Raw genomic sequence first — 26,547 nt, 5'->3', positions numbered from 1 at the left:
ATGCCCCTGCTTTCCGTGGACGAACTGAAGGTCACCTTCCAAGGGCAAGGCCGCCGCGCGAGCACCGCCGTCTCCGGGGTCTCCTTCGACGTGGACGAGGGCCAGGTCGTCGGCCTGGTCGGCGAGTCGGGCTGTGGCAAGAGCGTCACCTCGCTCGCCCTGATGGGCCTGCTGCCGAAGAAGGGGGTGCGCGTCGAGGGCCGGGCCGACTACCGGGGCACCGACCTGCTGTCGCTGCGCCCCTCGGCGATGCGCGACCTGCGCGGCACCCAGCTGGCGATGATCTTCCAGGACCCGCTCTCCTCGCTGAACCCGGTGGTCCCCATCGGCGTCCAGGTCACCGAGATCCTGAGCCGGCACCGGGGGATGCGCGGCCAGGCCGCCCGCGACGAGGCCGCCGCGCTGCTGGAGCGGGTCGGCATCCCCGACCCGACGCGGCGGCTCAAGGAGTACCCGCACCAGCTCTCCGGCGGTATGCGGCAACGCGCGTTGATCGCCATGGCGGTGGCCTGCGCGCCCCGCCTGCTGATCGCCGACGAGCCGACGACCGCGCTCGACGTCACCATCCAGGCGCAGATCCTGGAGCTCCTCAAGGAGCTGGTCGACCAGGAGGGCACCGCCCTGCTGATGATCACCCACGACCTGGGGGTGGTCGCCGGGCTCTGCGACGACGTCAACGTGCTCTACGCCGGCAAGGTCGTGGAGTCCGCCGACCGGCGGAACCTCTTCGCCGAGCCGGCCCACCCCTACGCGCACGGGCTGCTCAACTCCATCCCCCGGCTGGACGCCCCGCGCGGCCAGCCGCTCAACCCCGTGCGCGGCTCCATCAACGACCAGATCGCCTGGGCGGACGGCTGCGCGTTCGCCCCGCGCTGCGACCACTACACCCTGGAGTGCCTGGAGGGGGCCCCGGAGCTCGGCCCGCTGGCCGGCGCCGGGGCGCCGGCGGGCCACCAGGTCCGCTGCGTGAACCCGGTGCGCGAACGGCTGGAGACCGTCACCCTCGCCGACGTCGGCGCCGGCGACGACTCCCCGGCCGAGCCGGTCACCCAGAAGGAGGAGACCTCCGAATGAGCCTGCTGGAACTGAACGAGGTCAAGGTCCACTTCCCGGTCAAGCGCGGGGTGTTCTTCGACCGCACGGTCGGTCACGTCTACGCCGTGGACGGCGTCTCGCTGACCATCGAGGCGGGCCAGACCTACGGCCTGGTCGGCGAGTCGGGCTGCGGCAAGACCACCCTGGGCCGGGCCGTGCTACGGCTCAACGAGATCACCTCGGGAGAGGTCGTCTTCGACGGCACCGACCTGGCGGCGCTCCCCGACGAGGAGATGCGCCGCAGCAGGCGCCGTCTCCAGATGGTCTTCCAGGACCCGCTGGGCAGCCTCAACCCGCGGCAGAACATCGAGTCGATCCTCGCCGAGGGCATGGCCGCCCACGGCATCGGCGCGAACCGCACGGAGCGCCGCGCCAAGATCGTCGAGGTCCTGGAGCGGGTCGGGCTGCCGGCCGACGCGCTCTCCCGCTACCCGCACGAGTTCTCGGGCGGGCAGCGGCAGCGCATCGGCATCGCCAGGGCCCTGGTCCTGGAGCCGGACCTGATCATCTGCGACGAGCCGGTCTCCGCCCTGGACGTCTCCATCCAGGCGCAGGTCATCAACCTGCTGGAGGAGCTCCAGGAGTCGATGGGCCTCACCTACCTGGTGATCGCCCACGACCTGGCGGTGGTGCGGCACATCTCCGACGTGATCGGCGTGATGTACCTGGGCGCGCTCGTCGAGGAGGCGCCCAGCGACCTGCTCTACGCCGAGCCCCGGCACCCGTACACCCGGGCGCTGATGTCCGCTGTCCCGGTGCCCGACCCGGAGGTGGAGGACAACCGGGAACGCATCCTGCTCCGCGGCGACCTGCCGTCCCCGGCGAACCCGCCGACCGGCTGCCGCTTCCACACCCGCTGCCCCTGGCGGCAGGCGGAGCGGTGCGACACGGAGCGGCCCGTGCTCACCGAACTGGCCGACGGCCACCGCGTGGCCTGCCACTACGCGGCGGAGATCGCCGACGGCACGATCCAGCCGGTCAGGGAGCTGGCGGAACGGATCATCCCGGAGGGCGAGTCGGTGGCCGTGTCGGAGAAGGCCGACACCGGGGAATAGCCCCCGCCGCCGTTCCCCGCGCCCCGCGGCTGTGTCAGGGGCGCGGGGAACGGCGCGAGCGACCCTCCACCGGTCCGCGGTCGACGACGTGCCCGCCCGCACCGCGCTGTGGTCGCCCACCGCTAGCCCAGCGGCCAGCGCCCAGCGTCCCGCTGGTCCCCGGGGGTGGTTGTCGGCGGCGTTCGTGCTGAATCCGTCGGAATCCGCCGCAACCGTCCCCGGGCCCCCGCTACGGTCGAGGGGTGAAGGCCATCCGTCGCTTCTCCGTACGCCCCGTCCTTCCCGAACCCCTCCGACCCCTCCAGGAACTGGCCCGCAACCTGCGCTGGTCCTGGCACCCCGAGACCCGGGAGCTGCTGCGTTCCGTCGACCCCGACGGCTGGCACTCCGGCGGTGAGGACCCGGTGCGACTGCTGGGCACCGTCACGGCAGGCCGGCTGGAGGCGCTCGCCGCCGACCGCGGCTTCCGGCGCCGCCTCGGCATGGCCGCCGAGGACCTGCGCGACTACCTCACCGAACCCCGCTGGTACCAGCAGACCGACGCCCGCGCCGGCGGCGAACTGCCGCGCGCCATCGCCTACTTCTCCCCGGAGTTCGGCATCACCGCCGCGCTCCCGCAGTACTCGGGCGGCCTGGGCATCCTCGCCGGCGACCACCTCAAGGCCGCCAGCGACCTGGGCGCGCCCCTCATCGGCGTCGGCCTGCTCTACCGGCACGGCTACTTCCGCCAGAGCCTGTCGCCCGACGGCTGGCAGCAGGAGCAGTACCCGGTCATCGACCCGCACGAGCTGCCGCTGACCCCGCTGCTCGAGGCCGACGGCAGCCGCGCCCGGGTGACCCTGGCGCTGCCCGGGGGGCGGACGCTGACCGCGCAGATCTGGCAGGTCCAGGTCGGCCGGGTGCCGCTGCTGCTGCTCGACTCGTCCGTCGCGGAGAACGGCCCCGCGGAACGCGACGTCACCGACCGTCTCTACGGCGGTGGCAGCGAGCACCGGCTGCTCCAGGAGATGCTGCTCGGCATCGGCGGGATGCGCGCGGTGCGCGCCTACTGCCGGCTGACGGGGCACCCGGAGCCCGAGGTGTTCCACATGAACGAGGGCCACGCCGGCTTCCTCGGCCCCGAGCGGATCAGGGAGCTCGGCGAGCTGGGCGTCGGCTTCGACGCCGCGCTCCGCGCGGTGCGGGCCGGCACGATCTTCACCACGCACACGCCGGTGCCGGCCGGCATCGACCGGTTCGCCGAGGAGCTGGTCGCCCGGCACTTCGGCGACGGCGGGGAGCTGGCCACGCTCGACCTCCAGGCGCTGCTCGGCCTGGGCCGCGAGCCGCTGGGCGCGGCGGCCCCCGGCGGGCAGCCGGTGCGGGAGGGTGAGCCGGCCCCGTTCAACATGGCGGTGCTCGGCCTGCGCACCGCGCAGCGCTGCAACGGCGTCTCCACGCTGCACGGGCATGTCAGCCGGGGGATGTTCGCCGGGCTCTGGCCCGGGTTCGACGCGGCGGAGGCGCCGATCGGCTCGGTCACCAACGGGGTGCACGCCCCGACCTGGATCGCCGACGCCACCCGCAGGACCGCCGAGGGCGGCCGTTCCGACACCGAGCTGTGGGAGCTGCGGCGCTCGCTGCGCGAGCAGTTGGTGCACGACGTGCGGGTGCGGCTGCGCGCCTCCTGGCGCCAGCGCGGCGCCGGCCAGGCCGAGCTGGGCTGGGTCGACGAGGTCTTCGACCCGGACGTGCTCACCCTCGGCTTCGCCCGCCGCGTCCCCTCCTACAAGCGGCTGACGCTGATGCTTCAGGACCAGGACCGGCTGCGGGCGCTGCTGCTGCACCCGACCCGGCCGGTGCAGATCGTGGTGGCAGGCAAGGCCCACCCGGCGGACGACGGCGGCAAGCGCCTCATCCAGGAGCTGGTCCGCTTCGCCGACGACCCGGAGGTCCGCCACCGGATCGTCTTCCTGCCCGACTACGGCATGGGCATGGCGCGTTCGCTCTACGCCGGCTGCGACGTCTGGCTCAACAACCCGCTGCGTCCCCTGGAGGCGTGCGGCACCTCGGGGATGAAGGCCGCGCTCAACGGCTGCCTCAACCTCTCGGTCCGCGACGGCTGGTGGGACGAGTGGTTCGACCCGGACTTCGGCTGGGAGATCCCCACCGCCGACGGCGTCGCCGCCGCCGAGCCGGAGCGCAGGGACGCCATCGAGGCCGCCGCCCTGTACGGCCTGCTGGAGCAGCAGGTCGCGCCCTGCTTCTACGACCGTGGCGTCAACGGAAGCGGGCTGCCGGGGCGCTGGCTGGAGATGGTCCGCGCGACGCTCGACCGGCTGGGCCCCCGGGTGCTGGCGGAACGGATGCTGCGCGAGTACATCACCACCTACTACGCCCCGGCCGCCGCCGGCCACCGGGCGATGACCGCGGAGGCGGCGGGCGAGCTCGCGGCCTTCGCCGAGCGCGTCACCCGCGAGTGGCCCGGTGTCGCCGTCGAGCACGTGGAGCCGGGCAACGAGCCGCCGACGCTCGGCGGCACGGTCTCGCTGCGGGTGCGGGTCGCGCTCGGCGGCCTTGAGCCCTCGGCGGTCGAGGTGCAGGCGGTGACCGGCCGCGTCGACGCCGACGACACGCTCGCCGAGCCCGGCTACGTCCCGTTGAAGGCGACCGGTGGCCCCGACCTCGCGGGCCGCTGGACCTTCGAGGGCGAGCTGACCCTCAACCGCCCCGGCCCCTACGGCTACACGGTCCGGGTCCTGCCGGCCCACCCCCTGCTGGCCTCCCGCGCCGAGCTCGGCCTCGTCGCCGAGGCCGGGGACGCCGCCCTGCCCCACTGACGGCCCGCCCTTCCCCCGTCCTCGCCCGCGCGCCGGCCCCGGCGCGTGGGCGAGGACGCGTGGAGCGGGCTCACGCCGGCTCCGAGGGGCGCGGCGCCGCGTCCTCCTGCGCCTGGAGCAGCGCGTCCCCGTGCTCGACCGCCCAGTGCCCCAGCGCGGCCAGCGGCCCCTCGACCAGGCTCTCGCCCAGGCCCGTCAGGGCGTACTCGACCCGAGGGGGCGCCTCGGCGTGGGCGCGGCGGTCGACCAGTCCGTGGGAGAGCAGCCGGCGCAGCGTGTCGGTCAGGACCTTGTCGCTGATCCCACCGATCGCGGCGCGCACCTCGCGACGCCGGCGCGGCCCCGCGCGCAGCGCCGCCAGGACGACGGGGTCCCAGGCGTGCGCGAGGAGATCGGTGGCCGCGCGCAGCCGGCAGTCGGCGACCCACTCGTCGGGAGGGTCTCGGTGGTCGGTCATCTCGTCGTCCATCATCCCGCGTCCGTCACGCACCGTCCGGTGCGTAACGCCCTTTCTAGCGTGGGCTCCGAGCGACTGACACCGGAGAGGAAACCACGATGCGGATCGGCATTCTGGGAACGGGAACACTGGCCGCCGCCCTCGGGGAGGGCTGGGCGGGCGCGGGCCACGAGGTGGCCGTCGGCGGACGGTCGCGGGACAGGGCGGAGGCCCTCGCCGCGCGGCTGGGCCGGGGAACGCGCGCCGTCACGCCGCGCGAGGCGGTCACCGGGCGCGACGCGGTGCTTCTCGCCGTGGCCTGGGACGGGGTCGAGGAGGCGCTGGAACGGGCGGGGGCCACCGAGGGCGCGCTCGCGGGGACCCCGCTGATCGATCCCACGAACGCGGTCGCGCACGGCGTCGGCGTGCTGCTCACCGAGCCCGGCGCGTCCATGGCGGGCCGGATCGCCGCGCTGGCCACGGGCGCCCACGTGGTCAAGGCGTTCCATCTCCTTCCCGCCGACCGGTGGACGAGCCCGCCGGAGGACGGCCGGCCGGGCGTGACGGTGGCGATGTGCGGCGACGACCCGGAGGCGCTGGGCGTCGTCGGCGCGCTGGCGCGTGACGTCGGCGGGACGCCGGCGGTGCTCGGCGCGCTGGACCGGGCCCGCCAGTTGGAGGAGGCGGCCGGATTCGTCATCGGCCTGGCCTTCGCCGGCTTCGACCCCGCCTCCGCGGTGCCCGGCGCCCACCCCCCGGCCGCCGAGGGCTGAGCCCGCCGGGGACGCGGCCCCCGCGGGGGCCGCGGTGCGACGAGCGCGGGTTCCCCGCGGAGACGCGGGGAACCCGCGCTCGACGCGCACGCGTCGCGTCGGTCGCGTCAGCAACCGGGAGACCCGGACACCGTGGTCGGTCGCTGGCGGCGGAGGTGGTCAGTCAGAGGCGTGCCGGGCGAAGGCGGCCATCCGCCGGGCGTAGCCGTCCGGGTCGCCGAAGTGCACCGCCAGGTGCTCGGCTCCGGCGGTCCGAAAGGCTTCGGCGGTGCGGGCGGCCTCGCCGACGGTGCTGTCCGGGCCGTGCCAGTCGATCCGGGTGCCGGGGGACACCGCGCGGCCGTTCGTTCGCGCCCGCAGGTACGCCAGCCGTTCGGCGAACGCCGCCGGGTCCAGGCCCACGCCCTGCCAGACGTCGGCGTACCGGGCCGCCCGGCGCAGGGCGCCGTCGCTGACACCGCCGGTCATCACCGGGACCGGGCCGTCGGGGCGGGGCTCGAAGACACCCGTCTCGAAGCCGTACCAGCGCCCCTCGAAGGGCCCCCGGCCGGACCGGAACAGGTGCCGGAGCAGGGCGACGGCCTCGTCCGCGCGGGCCGCCCGGCTCCGGAAGTCGGCGCCGACGGCGGTGAACTCGCGTGCGTCCCAGCCGATCCCCACGCCCAGGGTGATCCGTCCGCCGGACAGCGCGTGGAGGGTCGCGACCTGTTTGGCCACCACGAAGGGACTGCGGAGGGGCAGGACGAGCACGGAGGTGCCGAACCGGATCCGGGTGGTCGCGGCCGCCAGCCAGCCCATGGTCACCAGCGGTTCGAGGACCCCTCCGTACACCGGGCCGTACTCGCCGGGCGGCAGGATGTGGTCGGGGAGCCATGCCGTGTCGTAGCCGAGGGCCTCGGCCCGCCGCGCCAGGTCGGCGAGTCGGCGCGGATCGGCCCCGGCGGTCTCGTTCGGGAGGACGACCTGCAGTCTCACTCCACCTCACCGTCCTTCCCCTCCGAGAGCGGGAGGGAGCGGAGAAAGCCGAGGACGGGCCTCAGCCACTCCTCCGGCCGCTCCACCATGACCACGTGGTCGCTGGCGATCTCCGTGTACCGCGCGTCTCGGATCCCGGCCGCCAGGGCGCGGGATCCGGCGGGCGGGACCACGCTGTCGGCGGTCGTCGCGACGACCAGCGTCGGGACGGCGACCCCGGTCAGGTCACCGGTGGTGTCCAGGGAGGGGATCAGGTCGATGTGCGGGTGGAGTGCGGGCGGCACCTCGGCCCGCCAGCCGGGGAGGAGGCCGAGCACATGGTCGTCGGGCCGCGCGAATCCGGCGGTCAGCACGAGCGCGGTCACCCGCTCGGGATGGCGTACGGCGGCGCGCACCGCCACCAGCGTGCCGAGCGAGAAGCCGAGCACCGCGAACCGGTCGACGCCGCTCCGCACGGCGGAGTCGACGACCGCGTCCGTGAGCTCGTCGAGGTCCAGTGGGGCGGCGGCGACCGGGGTGCCGCCCGAGCCGGGGTAGTCCGGGGCGACGACGGTGTGTTCGGCGGCGAGGGCGGCCAGGACCGGGGCGAAGTTGTCCTCGACGCTGCCGGTCGCCCCGTGGGCGAGCAGCAGCCCCGGGCCGGTTCCGGCGACCGTGGTGACGAGGGCGGGGAATGAATCGCGCATGTCCCGTACGTTGACCCATCACATCGGTGTGAAGGTCAAGTGCCAGGCGTGGTGAGGAGAGGCCGGTGCTGATAGGCGAGCTGTCACGGCGGACCGGAGTGGTGGCCCGGCTGCTGCGGTACTACGAGGAGCAGGGCCTGCTGTGCCCCGGCCGCGACAGCAGCGGATACCGCGTGTACGCGCCCGACGCCCCGTACGTCGTCGCCCGCATCCGCGGCATGTTGGCTGCCGGGCTGACCACCGACGCCATCCGCGGGATGCTGCCGTGCGCCACCGACGCCGGGCCGGGGATCGAGCCCTGCCCGGAGGTGCTGCGGACGATGACCGCGTATCTGGAGCGGATGGACGCGGACATCGAGGACCTGCGTCGCCGCCGGGCCGCGCTGGCCGCGTTCCGTGACGCGACCGAGGCGCGGCAGGGGCAGGCGCGGGCTGACTGAGGGGCGCCGGCCGGCCTCGACGCGGGCACCCGAGCCAACCACGCTCACGGTGCCGCGCCGGGGCACGGAAGCGGGGCCGCCGCGACGGGCAGGTGCACGGGGACCCGCCGTTCCCCGTGCGGCGCCCACGCGGGTGTCCGGGAGAACGCGGACCCCGCGGACCAGGGGCTCAGGCCAGGGACTCGCGCCAGGCCCGGTGCAGGTCGGAGAAGCGGCCGGTGCCGGCGACCAGGTCGGCGGGGGCGCCGTCCTCGACGACGCGGCCCTGCTCCATCACCAGCACCCGGTCGGCGATCTCCACCGTGGACAGGCGGTGCGCGATCACCAGCGCCGTGCGGTCGCGCAGCACCGTCACCATCGCGTCCTGCACCGCGCGTTCGCCCGGGATGTCCAGCGAGGAGGTCGCCTCGTCGAGGATCACCACCGCGGGGTTGGCGAGCAGCACCCGGGCGAAGGCCACCAACTGCCGCTGGCCGGCCGAGATCCGGCCGCCGCGCTTGCGGACGTCCGTGGCGTAGCCGTCGGGCAGCTCCGCGATGAAGTCGTGCGCGCCGATCGCGCGCGCGGCGGCCTCGATCTCCTCCGGGGAGGCGTCGGGCTTGCCCAGCGCGATGTTCTCAGCGACGGTGCCGGAGAAGAGGAATGCCTCCTGCGTCACCATCACCACGCCGCGCCGCAGCTCGGTCGTGGTCAGCTGCCGCAGGTCCGTGCCGTCCAGCAGCACCCGGCCCTCGGTCGGGTCGTAGAAGCGGGCGAGCAGCTTCGCCAGCGTCGACTTGCCCGCGCCCGTCGCCCCGACCAGCGCCGTGGTCTCGCCGGCGGCGAGCGTCAGCCGGAAGCGCGGCAGCACGTCGCCGCCGGTGCGGTACGCGAAACGGACGTCCTCGAAGACGACCTCGCGCCCCGGGCGGTCGGCCGGCCGCTCGGGCAGCGGCGCGGGGGCCTCCGGCTCCGGCACGTCGGGCCGCTGGGCCAGCAGCCCGGAGATCTTGTGCAGCGAGGCGACGGCCGCCTGGTAGCTGTTGAGCAGCATGGCGAACCGGTCCAGCGGGTCGTACAGCCGCCGGATGTACAGCGCGCCGGCGGCCAGCGCGCCCAGCTCCATGTCACCGGCCCGCACCCGCTGCGCGCCCCAGAGCACGATGCCGGCCACCGCGACGGCGGCGATCAGCCGGGAGAGCACCACGAAGCGGCACATCTCCATGATGGTGTCGCCGTTGATCCGCTCGTGGTGGCGGTTGAGCCGGTCGAACGAGGCGTCGTTGGCCTTCTCCCTGCGGAACGCCTTCACCGGCCGGATGCCGTTGACCGTCTCGGTGAACTTCACGATCACGGCGGCGATCGCCGTGGAGCGCTCGTCGAACTTCTCGGCGGAACGCCGCCGGTAGCTCCGCACCAGCAGCGCCAGCGGCACGAAGGAGACCAGGGCGGCGGCGCCGAGGCCGACGTCGAGATAGAAGAGCAGACCGCCGATGTAGGTCAGGGAGACCAGGATCAGCAGCATCTCCTGGAGGCCCTCGTTCAGCAGCTCGCGCAGCGACTGGACGTCGCTGGTGGAGCGGGAGATCAGCCGGCCGGAGGTGTAGCGGTCGTGGAAGTCGAGGCTGAGCGCCTGCGCGTGCCGGTAGATGCGGCCGCGCAGGTCGAGCAGCACGCTCTGGTTGACCCTGGCGGAGATCAGGATGAAGAACGACTGGAGCACCCCGGCGCCCAGCGCGCAGAGCAGATAGGCGACGGCGATCGCGATCAGCGGGCCGTTGTCGTCGTCGCGCAGCGCGGGCACGCCCGAGTCGATGGCGTACGCGACCAGCAGCGGAACGGCCTGCACCGCGGCCTGTTGGGCGAGCAGCAGCACGGCGGCCAGCGCCACCCGCGCGCGGTGGGGGCGCAGCAGGGACAGCAGCAGCCGCCGGGAGGCGCCCTTCGGGGTCGGCAGCCGGTCGTCGGTGTAGGCGTCGGCCGTGTCGATCGGCTCGAACGGCTCGTCGGAACCGCCGGCCCCGGCGGGGAGGGGCGCCTCGTCGGGGCGGCGGTCGTCGTCGTGGTCGGTGTCCTGGCCGGTAACGGAGGTAGTCATGGGCGGGCGCCTCACGCGGATCGGGACGGGGCGGTCAGCGGACCGCCGGAGGGGGAGGACTGGGTCCGGCCGCCGGAGAGCTGGGACTCACCGGTCATCAGCCGGCGGTACTCGGCGTTCTCACGCAGCAGCGCGGTGTGGGTGCCGACGGCGGCGACCCGGCCCTCGGAGAGCAGCGCGACCCGGTCGGCGAGCTGCACCGTGGAGGGGCGGTGCGCCACGACCAGGGCCGTCGTGCCGACCAGCACCTCGCGCAGCGCGGCCTCCACCCGCGCCTCGGTGTGCACGTCGAGGGCGGAGAGCGGGTCGTCCAGCACCAGGAACCTCGGCCTGCCGACCACCGCGCGGGCCAGCGCCAGCCGCTGCCGCTGGCCGCCGGACAGGCTCAGGCCCTGCTCGCCGACCTCGGTCTCCAGCCCCTCGGGCAACGCGCGGACGAAGCCGTCCGCCTGACTGACCCGCAGCGCCCTCGCCAGCTCGGCCTCGTCGGCGTCCTCCCCGCCCATCAGCACGTTCTCCCCGACGGAGGCGGAGAAGAGCGTCGGCTCCTCGAAGGCCATCGCGATCCGCTCGCGCACCTCGGCGCGGGAGAGGGTGGCGGTGTCCACGCCGTCCAGGGTGATGCGGCCCGAGGTCACCTCGTGCAGCCTGGGCAGCAGCGCGAGCAGCGTGGTCTTGCCGCTGCCGGTCGCGCCGACCAGCGCCATCGTCTCGCCGGTGCGGACGTGGAGCGTGACGCCGTCCAGCACGGGCGGGGCGTCGGGCGGGGCGTCGGGGTAGCGGAAGACGACGTCCTCCAGGCGCAGCCCGTCGCCCGGCGGGGCGTCGGGCCGCGGACCGTCGGGAGGGCCGGCGGGGCGGGGCGCCTCGGCGGCGGCCCGGCCGCCGGGCTCGTCGGGGATCTCGGTGTCCAGCACCTCGAAGTAGCGGTCGGTCGCGGTGGCCGCCTCGTTGCACAGCGCCAGCAGGAAGCCCATGGACTCCACCGGCCAGCGCAGCACCATCGCCGTGGCCATGAACGCGACCAGGGTGCCGGCGGTCAGCTGCCCGTCCGCGACCTGGGAGACGCCGAGGACCAGCGCGGCGCCGAGGAACAGCTCGGGCAGCGCGAGGATCACCAGCCAGATCGCCGCCAGCAGCCGCGCCTTGCGCATCTCGGTGTCGCGCAGCTCGCCGGAGAGCAGCTTGAAGGCGCGGGCCTGGCTGCGGTGACGGCCGAAGCCCTTGATGATGCGGATCCCGAGGATGGACTCCTCGACGACCGTCGTCAGGTCGCCCATCTGGTCCTGCGCGCGGCGCGCGACTACGGAGAACCGCTGCTCGAAGAGCGCGCAGAGCACGATCAGCGGGACCACCGGCAGCACCAGCACCAGGCCGAGCGTCCAGTCCTGGGAGAGCAGCACCCCGAAGCCGATGAGGATGGTCGCGCTGTTGACGATGAGGAAGGTCAGGCCGAACGCCAGGAACATCCGCAGCAGCTGGAGGTCACCGGTGGCGCGGGAGAGCAGCTGCCCGGTGGGCCAGCGGTCGTGGAAGGTGACGGGCAGCCGCTGGAGGTGACGGTAGATCGCGTCCCGCATGTTGGCCTCGACCCTGGCCAGCGGGCGGGCGACCAGCCAGCGGCGCAGCCCGAAGAGCAGCGCCTCGGCCAGCCCGACGAGCAGCAGCACCAGCCCGCCGAGCCACACGCCGCCCGTGTCCCCGTCGGCGACCGGGCCGTCCACCATCCACTTCAGCACCAGCGGCATCACCAGCCCCATGGAGGCGGCGACGACGGCGACGGCGGCGGCGCTGAAGACGCGGACCCGGGCGGGATACACATAGGGCCACAGCCGCAGCAGGGCGCGGACGACGGAGCGTTTTCGTCTGGGGGCGGTGGGCGCGGCGGGGGAGGAGGCTGTGGGAGACATCTCCTTGAGACTACGAGCTGCCACTGACAACGCCCACGGGTTTTAGCCCTAGGACCTGCGGCGGAAGCGACCGGCGAAACCCGCGTCCTCCTGCGGTTTCCGCCGACCGGACGCGGCCGGGGAGCCGGCGGGGGCGACGTCGGGCGCACGGTGTCAGTGGGGGCGCCTACTGTGTGCCCCATGAGTCAACAGGCTGAGCTGCGCGAGCTACAGGCGGCGCTGCGGACGGCGTCCGACGTCGCGTTCGACCAGGAGCCGCCGGCCGGCGAGCAGGCCGCCGTGCTGGTCGACGCGTTGCGCCGGGCGCTGACGGCCGCGCAGGCGCTGACCGAGGGGCCGGGGGAGACCGGTTGCCGTGAGCATCCCAGGGGCGCGGTCGACCCGCTGCACGGTGACCCGGAGGATCCGCTGCCGCCCGGCTGGGGCCGCTGCCTGCTGTGCAACGACCGGCGGCGGCGCGCCAGCACCCGCCGCCGGCAGGCGCGGTAGGCGCCGCGCGCCCCGGCCGGGAGCCGGGAGGGGTCAGCGGTGGGGGACGCGCATCTCGAACCAGGTCGACTTGCCGTGCGCGAGCAGGTCCACGCCCCACCGGTCGGCGAGGGTGTCGACGAGGAAGAGCCCCCGCCCGCTGATGACCTCCATGTCCCGCACGGGCAGCAGCGCGGGCAGCGCGCGGGACGGGTCGCGCACCTCGACGCGCACCCAGCCCCTGCGCCGCTTGATCCGCAGCCCGAACTCGGCGGCCCCGGCGTGCTGGACGGCGTTGCCCACCAGCTCGGAGACGAGGAGCACCGCGTTCTCCGTCAGCTCCTCGGGCAGCAGCCAACGGCCGCCCAGCTGGCGGCGGGTGAGCCGGCGGGCGTGCCCGGCGGACGCCGGCTCGGAGGGCAGCAGTATCTCGGCGAGGGAGGGGTCCTCAAGCCGGTGGCGGGCGGCGGTGACGTCGCGGTCGGGGAGTTCGGTCGTTTCGAGAGCGCTCGTGGGGACGTCCGCCGGTGCAGCCATGTGCCCCATCATGGCGGCGCGAGCCGGGCGCGCGGGCCGTTTCCGGGGAACTGCCCCCGCACCGGGGCGCCCGGCTCAGCCCCGGCGGCGGAAGCGCGCCTTCCCCGGGCCGTCCTCGACGAAGGAGCGGAAGCCCTCCGTCCGGTCCTCGGTGGCGAAGAGGCTGGCGAACCAGGTGCGTTCGACGGCGAGCCCGGTGTCGATGCCCGCGTCGAGCCCGGTGTCGACGGCCTCCTTGGCCGCGCGCAGCGCGGTGGCCGGTCCCGCGGCGAGCCCGGCCGCCCAGGCGTGCGCCTCGGGCAGCAGTTGGTCGGCCGGCAGCACCCGGTCGACGAGGCCGATGGCCAGCGCCTCCTCGGCGGTGAGCTGCCGCCCGGTGAAGATCAGGTCCTTGGCCCGGGAGGGGCCGACCAGCCGGGGCAGCCGCTGGGTGCCGCCGGCGCCCGGGATCAGCCCGAGCAGGATCTCGGGCTGGCCGAGCTTGGTGCCCTCGGCGGCGAAGCGGACGTCGGCGGCGAGCGCCAACTCCAGCCCGCCGCCCAGCGCGTAGCCGTGCAGGGCGGCCACCACCGGCTGGGGCAGCCGGGCCACGGCGGTGAAGGCGTCCTGGAGGTCCCGGGCGCGCGCGATCATCGCGGCCTGGTCCATGGACGTCATCTCCTTGATGTCCGCCCCGGCGGCGAAGGCCTTGCCCTCGCCGGCCAGCACGACGGCGCCGATGTCCTCGCGGCCGGCGATCTCGGTGGCCAGCGCGCGGATCCGGTCCTGGAGCGCGATGTCCAACGCGTTGAGTGGCGGACGGTCGAGCCGCAGGGTGCCGACGCCGTCCGCCACTTCCAGATGTACCGTCATACCGTTCAGGTTAGGGCACGTTCACCGCCGCGGCGGCGGCCCCGGCGGATCACTGCCCGGCGCCCCACTCGGCCCAGTCCATGTTCCAGCCGTTGATGCCGTTGTCCGGGGCGATCACGTCGTCGTCGGAGTTGATCACCTCGACGACGTCGCCGATCATCGAGTTCTCGTAGAACCACGCGCCCTGGGTGTTCGGGTCGCCCGCGCCCTGCGCGTCGCCGAGCCCGACGCAGCCGTGGCTGACGTTCGCGCTGCCGAACGTGCCGGACGAGGCCCAGTAGTTGCCGTGGATGAAGGTGCCCGAGGTGGACAGGCGCATCGCGTGCGGCACGTCGGGGATGTCGTACTCACCGCCGAAGCCGACCGTCGCCCCGTCCATCCGGGTCTCCTTGTGCTTCTCGGTGATCACCATCTTCCCGTTCCAGGTCTCGGTGCCCGGGGCGCCGGCCGTGATCGGGATGGTGCGCACCTCCTCGCCGTCCCGGACGACCCTCATGGTGTGCGCCGCCGCGTCGACGGTGCTGACCTGGCTGCGGCCCACCGTGAAGGAGACGTTCTCGCGCAGGGTGCCGAAGACCCCGTCCGCGCCCTCGACCCCGCGCAGGCGGAAGCCGATCTCGACCTCGGTGCCCGGCTCCCAGTACTCCTCGGGCCGGAAGTCGATCCGCTGGTCGCCGAACCAGTGGCCGCGCACCTCGACGGGCGGGTCGGTGGTGATCCGGACGGCCTCGGCGACCTCGGCGGTGTTCTGGATCGGGGTGTCGAAGGTGACCGAGAGCTCCATGCCGACGCCGACCTCGGAGCCGTCGGGGATGTTCCAGTAGCTGGAGAAGGTCGCGTCGGCCGCCACGGTGGTGAAGGTGGCGGTCGAGGTCGCCTCCTCGCCCCCGGGGTTCTCGCCGACCGCCGTCACGGTGTACTCGGTGTCGTTGGCCAGGGCCTCGTCGGGCGCCCAGGCGTCCGCCTCCTCGGTCAGCGCGCCCGGCACCTCCTCGCCCTCGGGGCCGGCGACGGTCACCCCGGTGAGCGTGCCGCCCTCGGCGGTCACCGCCAACTCGCCCTCGGTGGGCACGTCCTGGGCGCCGTCCTCCGGCGTGATGGTGAGGGCGACGGGCGCCGGCCCGTTCTCCTCCTCCGGCTGCTCCTTCGCGCTCCCCTCGCCGCCGCACGCGGTCAACGCCAGCAGCAGGACCCCCAGCAGCGCGCCCGTTCCGCCGCGCCGTCTTCCACTCCCCGTCAGCACGCCTGTTGCTCCCCTCACGACCCCGGAATCGGTGATCAGATAATCACAGCAATACGGGTGTGACGGATTCGGTCCTGTCACCGTTCCGTCGCAGTTCAGGCAGGTGCACGTCCTCGCCCGCCGGGGCGCGTGATTCCGCGCCCGGCGTGCGCGCGGTCGCGAACGGGTTATCCGGGCAATTCATGGCAAAATGCCGTGATCCCGGGTCGGGGGCGGCACCGTGGCGGAGCCGAGGGAGAACGCGGCGCCGCCCACGCGTGCGGGCACCCGCGAACCGGGAACCATCGGGTCACAGACATATATGGAGGGCGCCCCGTGTCCCTGGTACCTGAGCACGCGAGGACCGACGTCTGGCCCGGCCATCCCCAGCCCCTCGGCGCCCGCTTCCGCGTCGGCCCCGACGGCACCGAGGGCACCAACTTCGCGCTGTGGGCCGGCGGCGCCGAGGCCGTCGAGATCTGCCTCTTCGACGACGAGGGCCGCGAGACCCGTCGCCACCTGGAGGAGCTGACCCACGAGATCTGGCACGGCTTCCTGCCGGGCGTCCGCCCGGGGCAGCGCTACGGCTACCGGGTCCACGGCCCCTGGGACCCGGCGGCCGGCGCCCGCTGGAACCCGGCCAAGCTGCTGCTCGACCCCTACGCCCGCGCCGTGGACGGCGAGTTCGCGCTCCCCGACGCGGTCTACGCCCACGACCGGTACCACCGGCCCGCCGACCGCGCCGACACCGTGCGGGACGACCACGACTCGGCCCCGCACGTGCCCAAGGGCGTGGTGGTGCACGACGCCGACGCCTGGATCGACGACCGCCGGCCCAAGACGCCCTGGCCCGACTCGATCATCTACGAGCTGCACGTGCGCGGCTTCACCATGCGGCACCCCGGCATCCCGCCCGCACTGCGCGGCACCTACGCCGGGCTCGGCCACCCGGCCGCGATCGAACACCTCGTCCAACTCGGCGTGACCGCTGTCGAGTTGCTTCCGGTTCACCAGTTCGCCCACGAGGACCACCTGCTGCGCAGGGGACTGGTCAACTACTGGGGTTACAACTCCATCGGCTACTTCGCCCCGCACGCCGCCTACAGCGCCTCCGGCACCAGGGGCCAGCAGGTCGGCGAGTTCAAGAACATGGTCAGGGCGCTGCACCAGGCCGGCATCGAGGTGATCCTCGATGTGGTCTACAACCACACCGCCGAGGCCGGCGAGGGCGGCCCCACCCTCTCCCTGCGCGGCATCGCCAATCCCGGGTACTACCGCCTCGGTGAGAACCCGCGCCACTACGCCGACTACACCGGCTGCGGCAACACCCTCCACGTCGTCCAGCCCCAGGTGCTGCGGCTGATCACCGACTCGCTGCGCTACTGGGTGCAGGAGATGGGCGTCGACGGGTTCCGCTTCGACCTGGCCGCCGCGTTGGCCCGTTCCTTCCACGACGTGGACATGCTCTCCCCGTTCCTCGCCGTGATCGCCCAGGACCCCGTGCTGCGCCGGGTCAAGCTGATCGCCGAGCCCTGGGACGTCGGGGACGGCGGCTACCAGGTCGGCGCGTTCCCCCCGCTGTGGACGGAGTGGAACGACCGCTACCGCGACACCGTCCGCGACTACTGGCGCGGCGCGCTGCCCGACGTGCGCGACCTCGGCTACCGGCTCTCCGGCTCCAGCGACCTGTACGCCTGGGGCGGCCGACGGCCCTACGCCTCCGTCAACTTCATCACCGCCCACGACGGGTTCACCCTGCGCGACCTGGTCTCCTACGAACGCAAGCACAACGAGGCCAACGGCGAGGAGAACCGCGACGGCACCGACGACAACCGCTCGTGGAACTGCGGCGTCGAGGGCGAGACCGAGGACCCGGCGACCAACGCGCTCCGCCGCCGCCAACTCCGCAACCTGCTGACCACCCTGCTGCTCTCCACCGGCGTGCCGATGCTGGTGGCGGGCGACGAGTTCGGCCGCACCCAGGGCGGCAACAACAACGGCTACTGCCAGGACAACGAGACCGGCTGGGTGGACTGGTCGCTGCCGGCCGACCCCTGCTGGCGCCCGCTGCTGGAGCTCACCCGACGCCTGATCCGGATGCGCCGGGAGCACCCCGTGCTGCGCCGGCGCGCGTTCTTCTCCGGGCGCCGGCAGGCCCCGGCGGGGATAAGGGACCTCGGCTGGTTCACCGCCGACGGCCGGGAGATGACGGGGGAGGACTGGCACGCACCGAGCCGCACGGTGGCGATGTATCTCTCCGGCCGCGACATCCCGCAGCGCGACGAGAAGGGGCGGCCGGTGACCGACGTCAGCTTCCTGGTCGTGCTGCACGCGGGCGGGGAGCCGACCGACTTCCCGCTGCCCGGACCGCCCTGGGGCTCCGTCTACCGGCTGCTGCTTGACACCTCGCGCGAACGCCAGGACCTCCCGCCCGACTCCACCCACCTGGGCGGGACGACGCTGCGGGTCCCGGAGCGCTGCGTGCTGCTGCTGCGCGTCGAGCCGACGGCACCCGAGATCCGCGCCGGGGCGTGAGTCGCGAACGGGGGCGCGCACCGCGACAGCCGGTGCACGCCCCCTTCGGCGGTCAGGTCAGCGAGCGCCCGGCCGCGGGGGCTGGTTGCCGTGCGGCGCCGTGGCCGGGCCGCCGTGCCGGGCGGGGTCTCCGTACGGCGTGGGCGCCGGCGCGGGGGCGCGGAGATCGGCGCGGCGGACCGTGCGCACGCCGGCCGCCTGACCGACGGTGTCGCCCTCGCCGAACGCCACCATCAGGACGAGCAGCACATAGCCGACCAGCCACCGGCCGACCGCCCGGAACAGCCCGACCCGCCCGCCGTCCTTCGCGCGGACCACCAGCAGACCGGTCACCAGCTTGCCGAGGCTGCCGCGCAGCACCCACATGCCGAACACCTGGTTGACGAAGCCGACCGCCACGACGTACCCGGCGACGGTCAGCACGTGCTCCCCGAGGTCGACCGAGCCGTCCTGGGTCCCTCTGGCGAGGAGGAAGCCACCGAACGTCGCCACCAGCACGTCGAGGAACGTCGCCAGGCCGATTCGTCCGCCTCCGGCTTCCTTCGGTATCACTGCCCTCTCCCGTCACAGGCGTCACATGTGCGTCCCCGACGTTACGGGCTCGCCGGCGACGGCCCAGTGCCGGGCACGTCACGGAACCTCGACAGCGGCGACGGCACCGGCCCGCCCGCTCAGGACGCGGCCGGCACGTCCGCGAACCGCTCGCCCTCGGCGGCCAGCCGCACCAGCCGCGCCGGGGGCGCGAAGCGCTCGCCGTACCGCGCGGCCAGCTCGGACGCGCGGGCCACCGCGCCGTTCACGCCGCCGGGGAAGCCGTTGAGGTACTGCAACACGCCACCCGTCCAGGCGGGGAAGCCGATGCCCAGCAGCGAGCCCACGTTGGCGTCGGCCACCGAGGTCAGCACCCCCTCGTCCAGGCAGCGCACCGCGTCCAGGGCGGGGGCCAGCAGCAGCCGGTCGACCAGGTCCTCGAACGGCGGCGCGTCGCCCGCGTCCGCCGCGCGCCCGAAGTGCTCGCGCAACCCCGGCCAGAGCCCGGCCCGTTCACCGTTCTCGTACACGTAGAACCCGGCGCCCGCCGAGCGGCCGGCGCGGCCGAACTCGTCGACCATCCGGTCCAGCACCGCGTCCCCGGGGTGCTCCGGCCACACGCCGCCGGCCTCCTCCACCGCCCGCCGGCTCTCCTGCCTGATCCGGCGCGGCAGGGTCAGCGTCAGCTCGTCGAGCAGCGCCAACACCCGCGCGGGATAGCCCGCCTGGGCCGCGGCCTGCTCGACGGTGGCCGGCGCGACGCCCTCGCCGACCATGGCGAGCCCCTCGGTCAGGAAGTGGCCGATGACCCGCGAGGTGAAGAAGCCGCGCCCGTCCCGCACCACGATCGGCGTCTTGCCCAGCGCCCGCACCAGGTCGAAAGCCCGGGCCAGCGCCGCCTCCCCGGTGCGGGCGCCCACCACGATCTCGACCAGCGGCATCCGGTCGACCGGGGAGAAGAAGTGCAGCCCGACGAAGTCCTCCGGGCGGCGCACGCCCTCGGCGAGCTCGGTGATCGGCAGTGTCGAGGTGTTGGAGCACAGCAGCGCGTCCGGCGCCACCACCTCCTGCACCTCCGCGAAGACCTCGCGCTTCAGCGCCGGGTCCTCGAAGACGGCCTCGATCACCACGTCCACGCCGGCCAGCTCGGCCACCTCGGCGGTCGCCGTGACCCGGCCCAGCACCTCGTCCCTGCCGGCTTCGCTCAGCCGCCCGCGCTCGACCGCACGGTCCAGCACGCCCCGCACGGCGTCCCTGCCGCGCTCCGCCGCCTCGGCCGAGACGTCCCGCAGCACCACGTCGAGGCCGGCGACCGCGCAGGCGTGCGCGATGCCCGCGCCCATCATCCCGGCGCCCAGCACCGCGACCCGGCCCGCCGACCGCGCGGAAACGCCCTGTGGCCTTCCACGACCGGAGTTGACCGTGCGCATATCGAAGAAGAACGCCTGCATCATGTTCTTGGCGGTCTGGCCGACCACCAGCTCGGTAAAGTACCGCGCCTCGATCACCCCGGCCGTCTCCACGTCCACCTGCGCGCCCTCGACGGCCGCCGCCAGGATGTTGCGCGGCGCGGGATAGGGTGCGCCGTTCAACCGCTGCCGCAGCCGCGCCGGGAACGCCGGCAGCTGGGCGGCGAGCTTCGGGTGGTTCGGCGTGCCGCCCGGCATCCGATAGCCGGGGGCGTCCCAGGGCTGCGCCGACTCCGGGTGCTCCTCGATGAACGTCCTCGCGCGGGCCAGCAGTTCGGCCTGGTCGGCGGCGATCTCGTCGACCAGCCCCACCTCGACCGCCTGCCGCGGCCGGTAGCGCCTGCCCTCCAGCAGCACCTTGACCAGCGCGTCCGTCAGCCCGAGCAGCCGCACGGCGCGCACCACGCCGCCGCCGCCCGGCAGCAGTCCGAGCGTCACCTCGGGCAGCCCGAACCTGGCCTTCGGCGCGTCCAGCGCGATCCGGTGGTGGCAGGCCAGCGCGATCTCCAGACCGCCGCCGAGCGCCGTGCCGTTGAGCGCGGCGACCACCGGGCGGCCCAGGGTCTCCAGGGCGCGCAGCGCGCGCTTCACCCGCAGGCTCCGCTCGAAGACGTCCTCGGCCTGCTCGGGGGTGGCGGCCAGCAGATCGTTGAGGTCGCCGCCGGCGAAGAAGGTCTCCTTGGCGGAGGTGACCACCACTCCGCGCACCTGGTCACGCACGGCGACCAGTTGGGCGACGGCGTGCTCCAACGAGTCGATGAACGCCGCGTTCATGGTGTTCGCCGACTGCATGGGATCGTCCAGGACCAGGGTGACGACGCGTCCGGCGCCCTCCCTCTCCTCGGCCTCCCACTCCCACCGGACGGTGTTCCGCTCCGGTGTGGCGACGGAGGCGGGCTGCGCTGACTCCTGGGGCCCCGGCGGGGTGGCGGGCGCGGACGGGGTGGTGGACATGAGGTGCTCTCTCCTCGGGCGGCGGGGAACGGCGGACGGCCGCGAAGGCGCGGCGGGAAACGGCGGAACGGGGGGAACGCGCGACGGGGAACGGGGGCGGGACGGTGGTCAGAGACGCTCCAGCACGGTCGCGACCCCCATCCCGCCGCCCACGCACAGCGTCACCAGCCCGTACCGGCCGTCCCTGCGCTCCAACTCGTCCAGCAGGGTGCCGACGATCATCCCGCCGGTGGCGCCCAGCGGGTGCCCCAGCGCGATGGCGCCGCCGTTGACGTTGACAATGTCGTGGCTGAGGCCCATCTCCCGGACGAAGCGCAGCACCACGGCCGCGAACGCCTCGTTGATCTCCACCAGGTCCAGGTCGGCGACCGTCAACCCGGCCTTGGCCAGGGCCTTGCGGGTCGCCGGCGCGGGGCCGGTCAGCATGATCGTCGGCTCGGAACCGGAGACCGCCGCCGAGACGACCCGGGCGCGGGGCCGCAGCCCGTACCGCTCGCCGGCCTCGCGCGAACCGATCAGCAGCAGCGAGGCGCCGTCCACGATGCCCGAGGAGTTGCCCGCGTGGTGGACGTGGTCGATCCGCTCCAGCCAGTGGTACTTCTGGAGCGCGACCGCGTCGAAGCCGCCCTGCTCGCCGACGGCGGCGAACGACGGCTTCAGCTTCGCCAGCGACTCCAGCGTGGTGCCGGGGCGCGGGTGCTCGTCCCGGTCCAGCACCAGCAGGCCGTTGCGGTCGAGCACCGGCACCACGGAACGCGCGAAACGGCCGTCCTTCCAGGCCGCCGCCGCCCTGTTCTGCGACTCGACGGCGTAACCGTCCACGTCAGCGCGGCCGAAGCCCTCGACCGTGGCGATCAGGTCGGCTCCCACCCCCTGGGGGGCGAAGCCGGTGGTGTAGCTGGTCATCGGGTCGTGCGCCCAGGCGCCGCCGTCGGAGCCCATCGGCACCCGCGACATCGACTCGACGCCGCCGGCCAGCACCAGGTCCTCCCAGCCGGAACGGACCTTGGCCGCGGCCAGGTTGACCGCTTCGAGGCCGGAGGCGCAGAAGCGGTTCTCCTGGACGCCGGCCACCGTGTCCGGCAGCCCGGCGGCCAGCGCCGCGGTGCGGGCGATGTCGGCGCCCTGGTCACCGATCGGGGTGACCACGCCGAGCACGATGTCGTCGATCGCCGCCGGGTCGAGTGCGGGGAAGCGGCGGCGGATCTCGTGGATCAGCCCGACGACCAGGTCGACCGGCTTGACCTCGTGGAGCGCACCGTTGGCCTTGCCGCGCCCGCGTGGGGTGCGGACGGCCTCGTAGACATAGGCGTCGCTGCTCAACGTCGGAGCCCCTTTCCGGGGAGTGCGGGGTACGGGAACGTGTTCAACTGGTCAGGCTGTGGGCCAACTGGTCAGACAGTTCGCCCGGTTGGTCATTCATGTGGTCAGGTCGCCATCGGCGCTGGTCGTCAACCGGTCGGGTCGTCAACGGGTGCCGGCGGTGGCCGGTCATTTCACCAGCGAGCGGCCGATGATCTCCTTCATGATCTCCGTGGTTCCGCCGAAGATCGTGCCGACGCGGCTGTCGGCGAACGCCCGCGCCACCCGGTACTCGGTCATGTAGCCGTAGCCGCCGTGCAGTTGGAGACAGCGGTCGGTCACCCGGTTGGCCAGCTCCGTCGCCCACCACTTGGCCATCGACGCGTGCACCGTGTCCAGCCCGCCCGCGTTGTGCTCCACCACGCAACGGTCGACGAAGGTCCTGGTCACGGTCGTCTCGGTGGCCAACTCGGCGAGCTGGAAACGCACGTGTTGCAGCGCGGCCAGCGGACGACCGAACGCCTCCCGCTCCTTCACATAGCCGACCGTCTCCTCCAGCACCGCCTCGGCCGCCGCGATCGCGCCCACCGCGATGGTCAGCCGCTCCTGGGGCAGCCGCGCCATCAGATGAGCGAAGCCCTGGTTCACCTCGCCCAGCAGGTTCTCCCTGGGCACCGCCACGTCGGTGAACGACAGCTCGGCGGTGTCCTGGGCGTGCATCCCCAGCTTCTCCAGATTCCGCCCGCGCGCGAAGCCCGCCATGCCGCGCTCGACGACCAGCAGGCTCAACCCCTTCGCGCCGCCCTCGGGCGTCGTCCTGGCGGCGACCACCACCAGGTCGGAGAGGATCCCGTTGGAGATGAACGTCTTGGCGCCGTTGAGCAGGAAGTGGTCGCCCCGGTCCTCCGCGGTGGTGCGGATGCCCTGAAGATCGGAACCCGCCCCCGGCTCGGTCATCGCGATGGCCGCGATGGTCTCACCCGAACAGAAACCGGGCAGCCAACGCCGCTTCTGCTCGTCCGTGGCCAACTCCGTGAGATAGGGCCCCACGATGTCGTTGTGCACCCGGAAGCCGGGACCCGTCGCCCCGACCCGGGCCAGCTCCTCCGCGAGCACCAGGGGGAAGCGGAAGTCAGCCGAGCCGCCGCCCCCGTACTCCTCGGGCACCGCCAGCCCGAGCAGGCCCTGCGCGCCCGCGGCCCGCCACAGCGAGCGGTCCACCGCGCCCTCCCGCTCCCACCGCTGGTGGTGCGGCAGCACCTCGCGCTCCACGAAGGCGCGCACACTCTCGCGGAACGCCTCGTGCTCCGCCTCGAAGATCTCCCGACGCATCCGTCAGCTCCCCGTCTCTCTCAGCTCGCCGGCCGTGCCGTGCGCATCCGGTCCACCCGTTCCCCGCGCCCCCGCGCCGACCCCGTCCGTCCGGCTCACCCCGCGGCCTCCCCGCCGTCCTCGGCGCGCAGCGCGGCGACGCCCCAGTCGTCGGCCACCTCGGCGGTGTCCGCGCCGGGGCACGCGGGCGCCCGGCGCAGCGCGCCCGGCGTGCGGGAGAAGCGGGGCGCCGGCGCGGGCTGGGTGAGCCCGTCCGCCGTCACCAGCGTTCCCCGGGCCGCCAGATGCGGGTGCCGGGCCGCCTCGCGCAGCGTGAGCACGGGCGCGACGCAGGCGTCCGTCCCCTCGAACAGGGCGGCCCACTCGTCCCGTTCCCGTTCGGCGAACCGCGCCGCGATCAACGCGCGCAGCTCCGGCCAGCGGGTGATGTCGGCGCGGTCCGGCGCCCCGCCGGGCAGCGGGAGCAGCCGCGCGAACTCCGCGTAGAAACGGTCCTCCAGCGCGCCCACGGCCATCCAGCCGCCGTCGGCCGTGGCGTACACCGCGTAGTAGGGGCAGCCGCCGTCCAGCAGGTTGGCGCCGCGGGCGCCGTCCCGCCAGGCACCGGCGCCCAGCAGCCCCCAGAGCATGGTGCCCAGGTGCGCGGCGCCGTCGACGATCGCCGCGTCCACCACCTGGCCCTCGCCGCCGCGCGCCACATGGAGCAGGGCGGCCAGCACCCCGCTGACCAGGTAGAGCGAGCCGCCGCCGTAGTCGCCCAGCAGATTGGCGGGGATCGCCGGCGGGCCGCCCGCCTCGCCGATCAGCCCCAGCGTGCCGACCGTCGCCAGATAGCCGATGTCGTGCCCGGCGCTCGCGGCCAGCGGACCCTCCTGGCCCCAGCCGGTCATCCGCCCGTAGACCAGGCGCGGGTTGCGCGCGAGCGCCTCCTCGGGACCGACGCCGAGCCGCTCGGCGACCCCCGGCCGGAACCCCTCGACCAGCACGTCGGCCGCCGCCGCCAGCTCCAGCACGGTCGCCGCGCCCCCGGACGTCTTCAGGTCGACCAGGACCGAACGCTTGTTGCGGTTGGTGACGTCCCGCGCGGGGGCGATCCCGATGGGCTGCCCGCCCGGCCGGTCCACGCGGACCACGTCGGCGCCCAGATCGGCCAGCAGCATCGTGGCGAACGGCGCGGGGCCGATGCCCGCCAGCTCCACCACCCGCACGCCGGTCAGCGGCCCAACCGCCGTGTCGCTGCTGGTCATCGCGCTCCCCGCCGTCGGCGAACGGTGGCCGCGGCGCCACCCCGTTCCGCGATGTTACGAACGGGTAGCCTCCCGCGCAAGGCGGGCCGGGGCGCGGGCGAGGGTCCGTCGCGCGGGCGACGGGACGCCGACCCCGCGCGCCTGGATCAGCGGCCGTGTCGCTTGAAGTCGCCGACCTCGTCCAGCGTGATCACCCTCGGGTGCTGGTAAACGTGCTCCAGATGTGCGAGCGAGTTGTGTTGACCACCGGTCAGGAACTCTCCCGACCAGGTGACAAACCAGCTCCAGTCCGTCTGGTAGGCGTCCAGCAGGTCCGGGTCCGGGATCGAGCCGCACTCGGTGAGCGCCACCAGCTTGGTGTCCTCGCCCAGTTCGACCAGCCGGTCGTAGGTCGCGCTCAACGGGCCGTGGTCACCCGCCGGCGGGTAGGAGTCGGCCGAGAGAATGTCCACCACGTCCTCGCCGGGGAACCACTCGGGGTCGACCGAGTTCCAGACCCATATGAGGTTGTCCAGTTCATGGACATCGGTCATCCGCTCGTACATCAGCCGCCACAGCTCCTTGGCGGCCTCGGGACCCTTGGCGCCCCACCAGAACCAGCCCCCCTCGGCCTCGTGCAACGGCCGCCAGAGCACCGGGATGCCGGCATCCTCCAGCCGCTGCAACTCCTCCGAGATCGCGTCGATGTCGCGCAGCAGCAGCGCGTACTCCTCCGACCCGGGGTCGGCGAGCGCCGCCTCCACGTCGAAGGTGGTCGCCTCCGTGTAGAAGCCGCGCCACCACTCGTTGCCCGGCTCGTCGATCAGTCCCGTGGGAGCGTTCCAGTGCCAGACGAACGTGGTGATCCCGCCGCGCGCGTCCCACTCCAGCGCGTGGTCCACGTCGACGCCGACCGTTCCCCGCTCGACGCGGCTGGGGGAGTAGTCCATCAGGTCGAGGCCGGCGATGGCCGGGGTGGCGCCCAGGTTCTCCTCGATCCACTCGACGGAGGCGATCTCCTGCTGGCCGCTCAGGATCGACTCGCCGTACCGGTCGGTGAGGTAGGAGAGCAGCGACCTCGCCTCGGGGGAGGCGTCCGGGTTCACCGGTTCGCCGGTCACCTGGTGCGGCGGGCGCTCGGGTGCCGGCGTCAGCTCGACGGCGTCGATCTCGTACCAGCCCCAACCGCTGCGCACGGTCAGGGTGTTGGTGCCCTCCTCCAGCAGCACCTTGCCGGCCGGGAGCGAGCTGAACTCCGTCGTCTCCGGCAGGGTGATCTCGCCCATCCCGCCGCCGTTCAACTCCAGCACGGCGTTCTTCTGGCCGTTGGGCGCGCGGAAGCGCACGGTCAGCTCGTGGAGGCCGCCCGGGCTGTCCGGGATGGTGACGGTGACCTGGTCGCCCTCCTCGTCGAAGCCGGTCACATAGCCGGTTCCCGAGTAGCCGGCGGCGGTCGACTCGACCTGGGTGCCGACGAGTTCGCCGTCCTCCGCCTCGTACACCTCGGCGGCGGGCGCGGGGTCGGCGGCGGGTGTGGTGGTGACCCGTGGCGCGGGCGCGTTCCCGGCGACCGCACCGGTCGTCTCGGCGCCGGCGGCCGGGGCGACGGCGGCGCCCGTGGCGACCAGCAGTCCGGCGGTGAGCAGGCCGAGCGGCCCGCCGCGCGGTCGTGCGAAGAGTCTCATCTGTCTCTGGCTCCCTGTCCCGAACGGGCTGTGCCGCGCCCGGTGCCTCCCGGCGCGCGGCCCTGGCGTTACTGGGAGCGCTCCCAAGTGCCCATTGGAGCGGGGGAGTTGACCAGTGTCAACGAGTGGTAGCTGACAGGCGTGAGGGGGTGGTCGGTGCCGGCGCGT

The 26,547-nt window shown here is 74.0% G+C and carries 21 protein-coding genes; 7 read left to right on the top strand and 14 right to left on the bottom strand.

Going from position 1 to position 26,547, the window contains the following annotated elements:
* The 3 genes from CRP51_RS02680 (at position 1) to glgP (ending at position 4,969) form a co-directional block, all read left to right on the top strand.
* A complete protein-coding gene (locus CRP51_RS02680; protein WP_097229271.1) occupies positions 1 to 1,074 on the top strand; it encodes an ABC transporter ATP-binding protein in 1,074 nt (357 codons plus the stop codon).
* Positions 1,071 to 2,150 (top strand): ABC transporter ATP-binding protein, encoded by a 1,080-nt coding sequence (locus CRP51_RS02675; protein ID WP_097229270.1) that lies wholly within the window; start codon positions 1,071 to 1,073, stop codon positions 2,148 to 2,150. Before CRP51_RS02680 ends, CRP51_RS02675 begins: the two co-directional genes overlap by 4 nt.
* A 242-nt stretch (positions 2,151 to 2,392) precedes the next feature.
* The gene (gene glgP / locus CRP51_RS02670; protein WP_097229269.1) at positions 2,393 to 4,969 is read left to right on the top strand and encodes an alpha-glucan family phosphorylase; all 2,577 of its coding nucleotides are present in this window, start codon (positions 2,393 to 2,395) and stop codon (positions 4,967 to 4,969) included.
* Positions 4,970 to 5,039: 70 nt separating this feature from the next.
* Here the strand turns inward: glgP and CRP51_RS02665 are convergent, their stop codons facing one another.
* Complete coding sequence (locus CRP51_RS02665; RefSeq protein ID WP_170970417.1) at positions 5,040 to 5,426, bottom strand: winged helix-turn-helix transcriptional regulator; 387 nt, start codon at positions 5,424 to 5,426, stop codon at positions 5,040 to 5,042.
* Between the two features lie 98 nt (positions 5,427 to 5,524).
* Between CRP51_RS02665 and CRP51_RS02660 the strand changes: the two genes are divergently transcribed.
* Entirely contained in the window at positions 5,525 to 6,178 is a 654-nt protein-coding gene (locus tag CRP51_RS02660) for an NADPH-dependent F420 reductase (RefSeq protein ID WP_097229267.1), read from the top strand.
* A gap of 159 nt (positions 6,179 to 6,337) precedes the next feature.
* Here CRP51_RS02660 and CRP51_RS02655 read toward each other — a convergent pair whose 3' ends face one another.
* Together CRP51_RS02655 and CRP51_RS02650 are read right to left on the bottom strand one after the other, a co-directional pair.
* Entirely contained in the window at positions 6,338 to 7,153 is an 816-nt protein-coding gene (locus tag CRP51_RS02655) for a TIGR03619 family F420-dependent LLM class oxidoreductase (protein WP_097229266.1), read from the bottom strand.
* Positions 7,150 to 7,839: an alpha/beta fold hydrolase gene (locus tag CRP51_RS02650; RefSeq protein ID WP_097229265.1), complete on the bottom strand. Its 690-nt coding sequence runs from the start codon at positions 7,837 to 7,839 to the stop codon at positions 7,150 to 7,152. The genes CRP51_RS02655 and CRP51_RS02650 overlap by 4 nt, the downstream gene beginning before the upstream one ends.
* Positions 7,840 to 7,904: 65 nt before the next feature.
* Between CRP51_RS02650 and CRP51_RS02645 the strand changes: the two genes are divergently transcribed.
* Entirely contained in the window at positions 7,905 to 8,279 is a 375-nt protein-coding gene (locus CRP51_RS02645) for a MerR family transcriptional regulator (protein ID WP_097229264.1), read from the top strand.
* 169 nt (positions 8,280 to 8,448) lie between these two features.
* Here the strand turns inward: CRP51_RS02645 and CRP51_RS02640 are convergent, their stop codons facing one another.
* Positions 8,449 to 10,356 (bottom strand): ABC transporter ATP-binding protein, encoded by a 1,908-nt coding sequence (locus tag CRP51_RS02640; protein WP_097229263.1) that lies wholly within the window; start codon positions 10,354 to 10,356, stop codon positions 8,449 to 8,451.
* Positions 10,357 to 10,367: 11 nt separating this feature from the next.
* Positions 10,368 to 12,266 carry an ABC transporter ATP-binding protein gene (locus tag CRP51_RS02635; protein WP_097229262.1) on the bottom strand — a complete coding sequence of 633 codons (1,899 nt, stop codon included), beginning with the start codon at positions 12,264 to 12,266 and terminating at the stop codon, positions 10,368 to 10,370.
* 180 nt (positions 12,267 to 12,446) lie between these two features.
* Between CRP51_RS02635 and CRP51_RS02630 the strand changes: the two genes are divergently transcribed.
* Positions 12,447 to 12,755 carry a hypothetical protein gene (locus CRP51_RS02630; RefSeq protein WP_170970408.1) on the top strand — a complete coding sequence of 103 codons (309 nt, stop codon included), beginning with the start codon at positions 12,447 to 12,449 and terminating at the stop codon, positions 12,753 to 12,755.
* 33 nt (positions 12,756 to 12,788) lie between these two features.
* Here the strand turns inward: CRP51_RS02630 and CRP51_RS02625 are convergent, their stop codons facing one another.
* The 3 genes from CRP51_RS02625 to CRP51_RS02615 form a co-directional block, all read right to left on the bottom strand.
* Complete coding sequence (locus CRP51_RS02625; RefSeq protein WP_245880314.1) at positions 12,789 to 13,271, bottom strand: ATP-binding protein; 483 nt, start codon at positions 13,269 to 13,271, stop codon at positions 12,789 to 12,791.
* 75 nt (positions 13,272 to 13,346) lie between these two features.
* Positions 13,347 to 14,123 carry an enoyl-CoA hydratase/isomerase family protein gene (locus tag CRP51_RS02620; protein ID WP_097229260.1) on the bottom strand — a complete coding sequence of 259 codons (777 nt, stop codon included), beginning with the start codon at positions 14,121 to 14,123 and terminating at the stop codon, positions 13,347 to 13,349.
* Between the two features lie 49 nt (positions 14,124 to 14,172).
* Positions 14,173 to 15,366, bottom strand: coding sequence for a L,D-transpeptidase (locus CRP51_RS02615; protein ID WP_097229259.1), 1,194 nt, complete (start codon positions 15,364 to 15,366; stop codon positions 14,173 to 14,175).
* Positions 15,367 to 15,663: 297 nt separating this feature from the next.
* Between CRP51_RS02615 and glgX the strand changes: the two genes are divergently transcribed.
* Complete coding sequence (glgX, locus tag CRP51_RS02610) at positions 15,664 to 17,880, top strand: glycogen debranching protein GlgX (RefSeq protein ID WP_097229438.1); 2,217 nt, start codon at positions 15,664 to 15,666, stop codon at positions 17,878 to 17,880.
* Between the two features lie 57 nt (positions 17,881 to 17,937).
* On the opposite strand, the gene CRP51_RS02605 is transcribed toward glgX, so the two are convergent.
* The 6 genes from CRP51_RS02605 to CRP51_RS02580 all read right to left on the bottom strand — a co-directional run bounded on the left by CRP51_RS02605 (position 17,938) and on the right by CRP51_RS02580 (position 26,379).
* The gene (locus CRP51_RS02605) at positions 17,938 to 18,432 is read right to left on the bottom strand and encodes an RDD family protein (protein WP_097229258.1); all 495 of its coding nucleotides are present in this window, start codon (positions 18,430 to 18,432) and stop codon (positions 17,938 to 17,940) included.
* A 119-nt stretch (positions 18,433 to 18,551) separates the two neighbouring features.
* Positions 18,552 to 20,834: a 3-hydroxyacyl-CoA dehydrogenase NAD-binding domain-containing protein gene (locus tag CRP51_RS02600; RefSeq protein ID WP_097229257.1), complete on the bottom strand. Its 2,283-nt coding sequence runs from the start codon at positions 20,832 to 20,834 to the stop codon at positions 18,552 to 18,554.
* A 108-nt stretch (positions 20,835 to 20,942) separates the two neighbouring features.
* Entirely contained in the window at positions 20,943 to 22,157 is a 1,215-nt protein-coding gene (locus CRP51_RS02595; RefSeq protein ID WP_097229256.1) for an acetyl-CoA C-acetyltransferase, read from the bottom strand.
* Positions 22,158 to 22,325: 168 nt separating this feature from the next.
* Entirely contained in the window at positions 22,326 to 23,468 is a 1,143-nt protein-coding gene (locus CRP51_RS02590) for an acyl-CoA dehydrogenase family protein (RefSeq protein WP_097229255.1), read from the bottom strand.
* A 95-nt stretch (positions 23,469 to 23,563) separates the two neighbouring features.
* Positions 23,564 to 24,715, bottom strand: a complete 1,152-nt coding sequence (locus CRP51_RS02585) for a CaiB/BaiF CoA transferase family protein (protein WP_170970407.1) — start codon at positions 24,713 to 24,715, stop codon at positions 23,564 to 23,566.
* Positions 24,716 to 24,861: 146 nt separating this feature from the next.
* Entirely contained in the window at positions 24,862 to 26,379 is a 1,518-nt protein-coding gene (locus tag CRP51_RS02580; RefSeq protein ID WP_141514528.1) for a glycosyl hydrolase, read from the bottom strand.
* Between the last annotated feature and the right edge of the window lie 168 nt (positions 26,380 to 26,547).

Origin of the sequence: Streptomyces zhaozhouensis (assembly GCF_900230195.1) — a bacterium.
GTDB lineage: Bacteria > Actinomycetota > Actinomycetes > Streptomycetales > Streptomycetaceae > Streptomyces > Streptomyces zhaozhouensis.
The sequence above is the reverse complement of the archived record's forward strand: the minus strand, read 5'-3'. Positions and strand labels throughout refer to the sequence as shown.

Excerpts from the sequence above, each read along its gene's own strand:
- CRP51_RS02680 (WP_097229271.1), top strand. The coding sequence starts at position 1 with ATGCCCCTGCTTTCCGTGGACGAACTGAAGGTCACCTTCCAAGGGCAA.
- CRP51_RS02675 (WP_097229270.1), top strand. The coding sequence starts at position 1,071 with ATGAGCCTGCTGGAACTGAACGAGGTCAAGGTCCACTTCCCGGTCAAG.
- CRP51_RS02665 (WP_170970417.1), bottom strand. The coding sequence starts at position 5,426 with ATGACCGACCACCGAGACCCTCCCGACGAGTGGGTCGCCGACTGCCGG.
- CRP51_RS02660 (WP_097229267.1), top strand. The coding sequence starts at position 5,525 with ATGCGGATCGGCATTCTGGGAACGGGAACACTGGCCGCCGCCCTCGGG.
- CRP51_RS02650 (WP_097229265.1), bottom strand. The coding sequence starts at position 7,839 with ATGCGCGATTCATTCCCCGCCCTCGTCACCACGGTCGCCGGAACCGGC.
- CRP51_RS02640 (WP_097229263.1), bottom strand. The coding sequence starts at position 10,356 with ATGACTACCTCCGTTACCGGCCAGGACACCGACCACGACGACGACCGC.
- CRP51_RS02635 (WP_097229262.1), bottom strand. The coding sequence starts at position 12,266 with ATGTCTCCCACAGCCTCCTCCCCCGCCGCGCCCACCGCCCCCAGACGA.
- CRP51_RS02630 (WP_170970408.1), top strand. The coding sequence starts at position 12,447 with ATGAGTCAACAGGCTGAGCTGCGCGAGCTACAGGCGGCGCTGCGGACG.
- CRP51_RS02625 (WP_245880314.1), bottom strand. The coding sequence starts at position 13,271 with ATGGCTGCACCGGCGGACGTCCCCACGAGCGCTCTCGAAACGACCGAA.
- CRP51_RS02620 (WP_097229260.1), bottom strand. The coding sequence starts at position 14,123 with ATGACGGTACATCTGGAAGTGGCGGACGGCGTCGGCACCCTGCGGCTC.
- CRP51_RS02600 (WP_097229257.1), bottom strand. The coding sequence starts at position 20,834 with ATGTCCACCACCCCGTCCGCGCCCGCCACCCCGCCGGGGCCCCAGGAG.
- CRP51_RS02590 (WP_097229255.1), bottom strand. The coding sequence starts at position 23,468 with ATGCGTCGGGAGATCTTCGAGGCGGAGCACGAGGCGTTCCGCGAGAGT.
- CRP51_RS02585 (WP_170970407.1), bottom strand. The coding sequence starts at position 24,715 with ATGACCAGCAGCGACACGGCGGTTGGGCCGCTGACCGGCGTGCGGGTG.
- CRP51_RS02580 (WP_141514528.1), bottom strand. The coding sequence starts at position 26,379 with ATGAGACTCTTCGCACGACCGCGCGGCGGGCCGCTCGGCCTGCTCACC.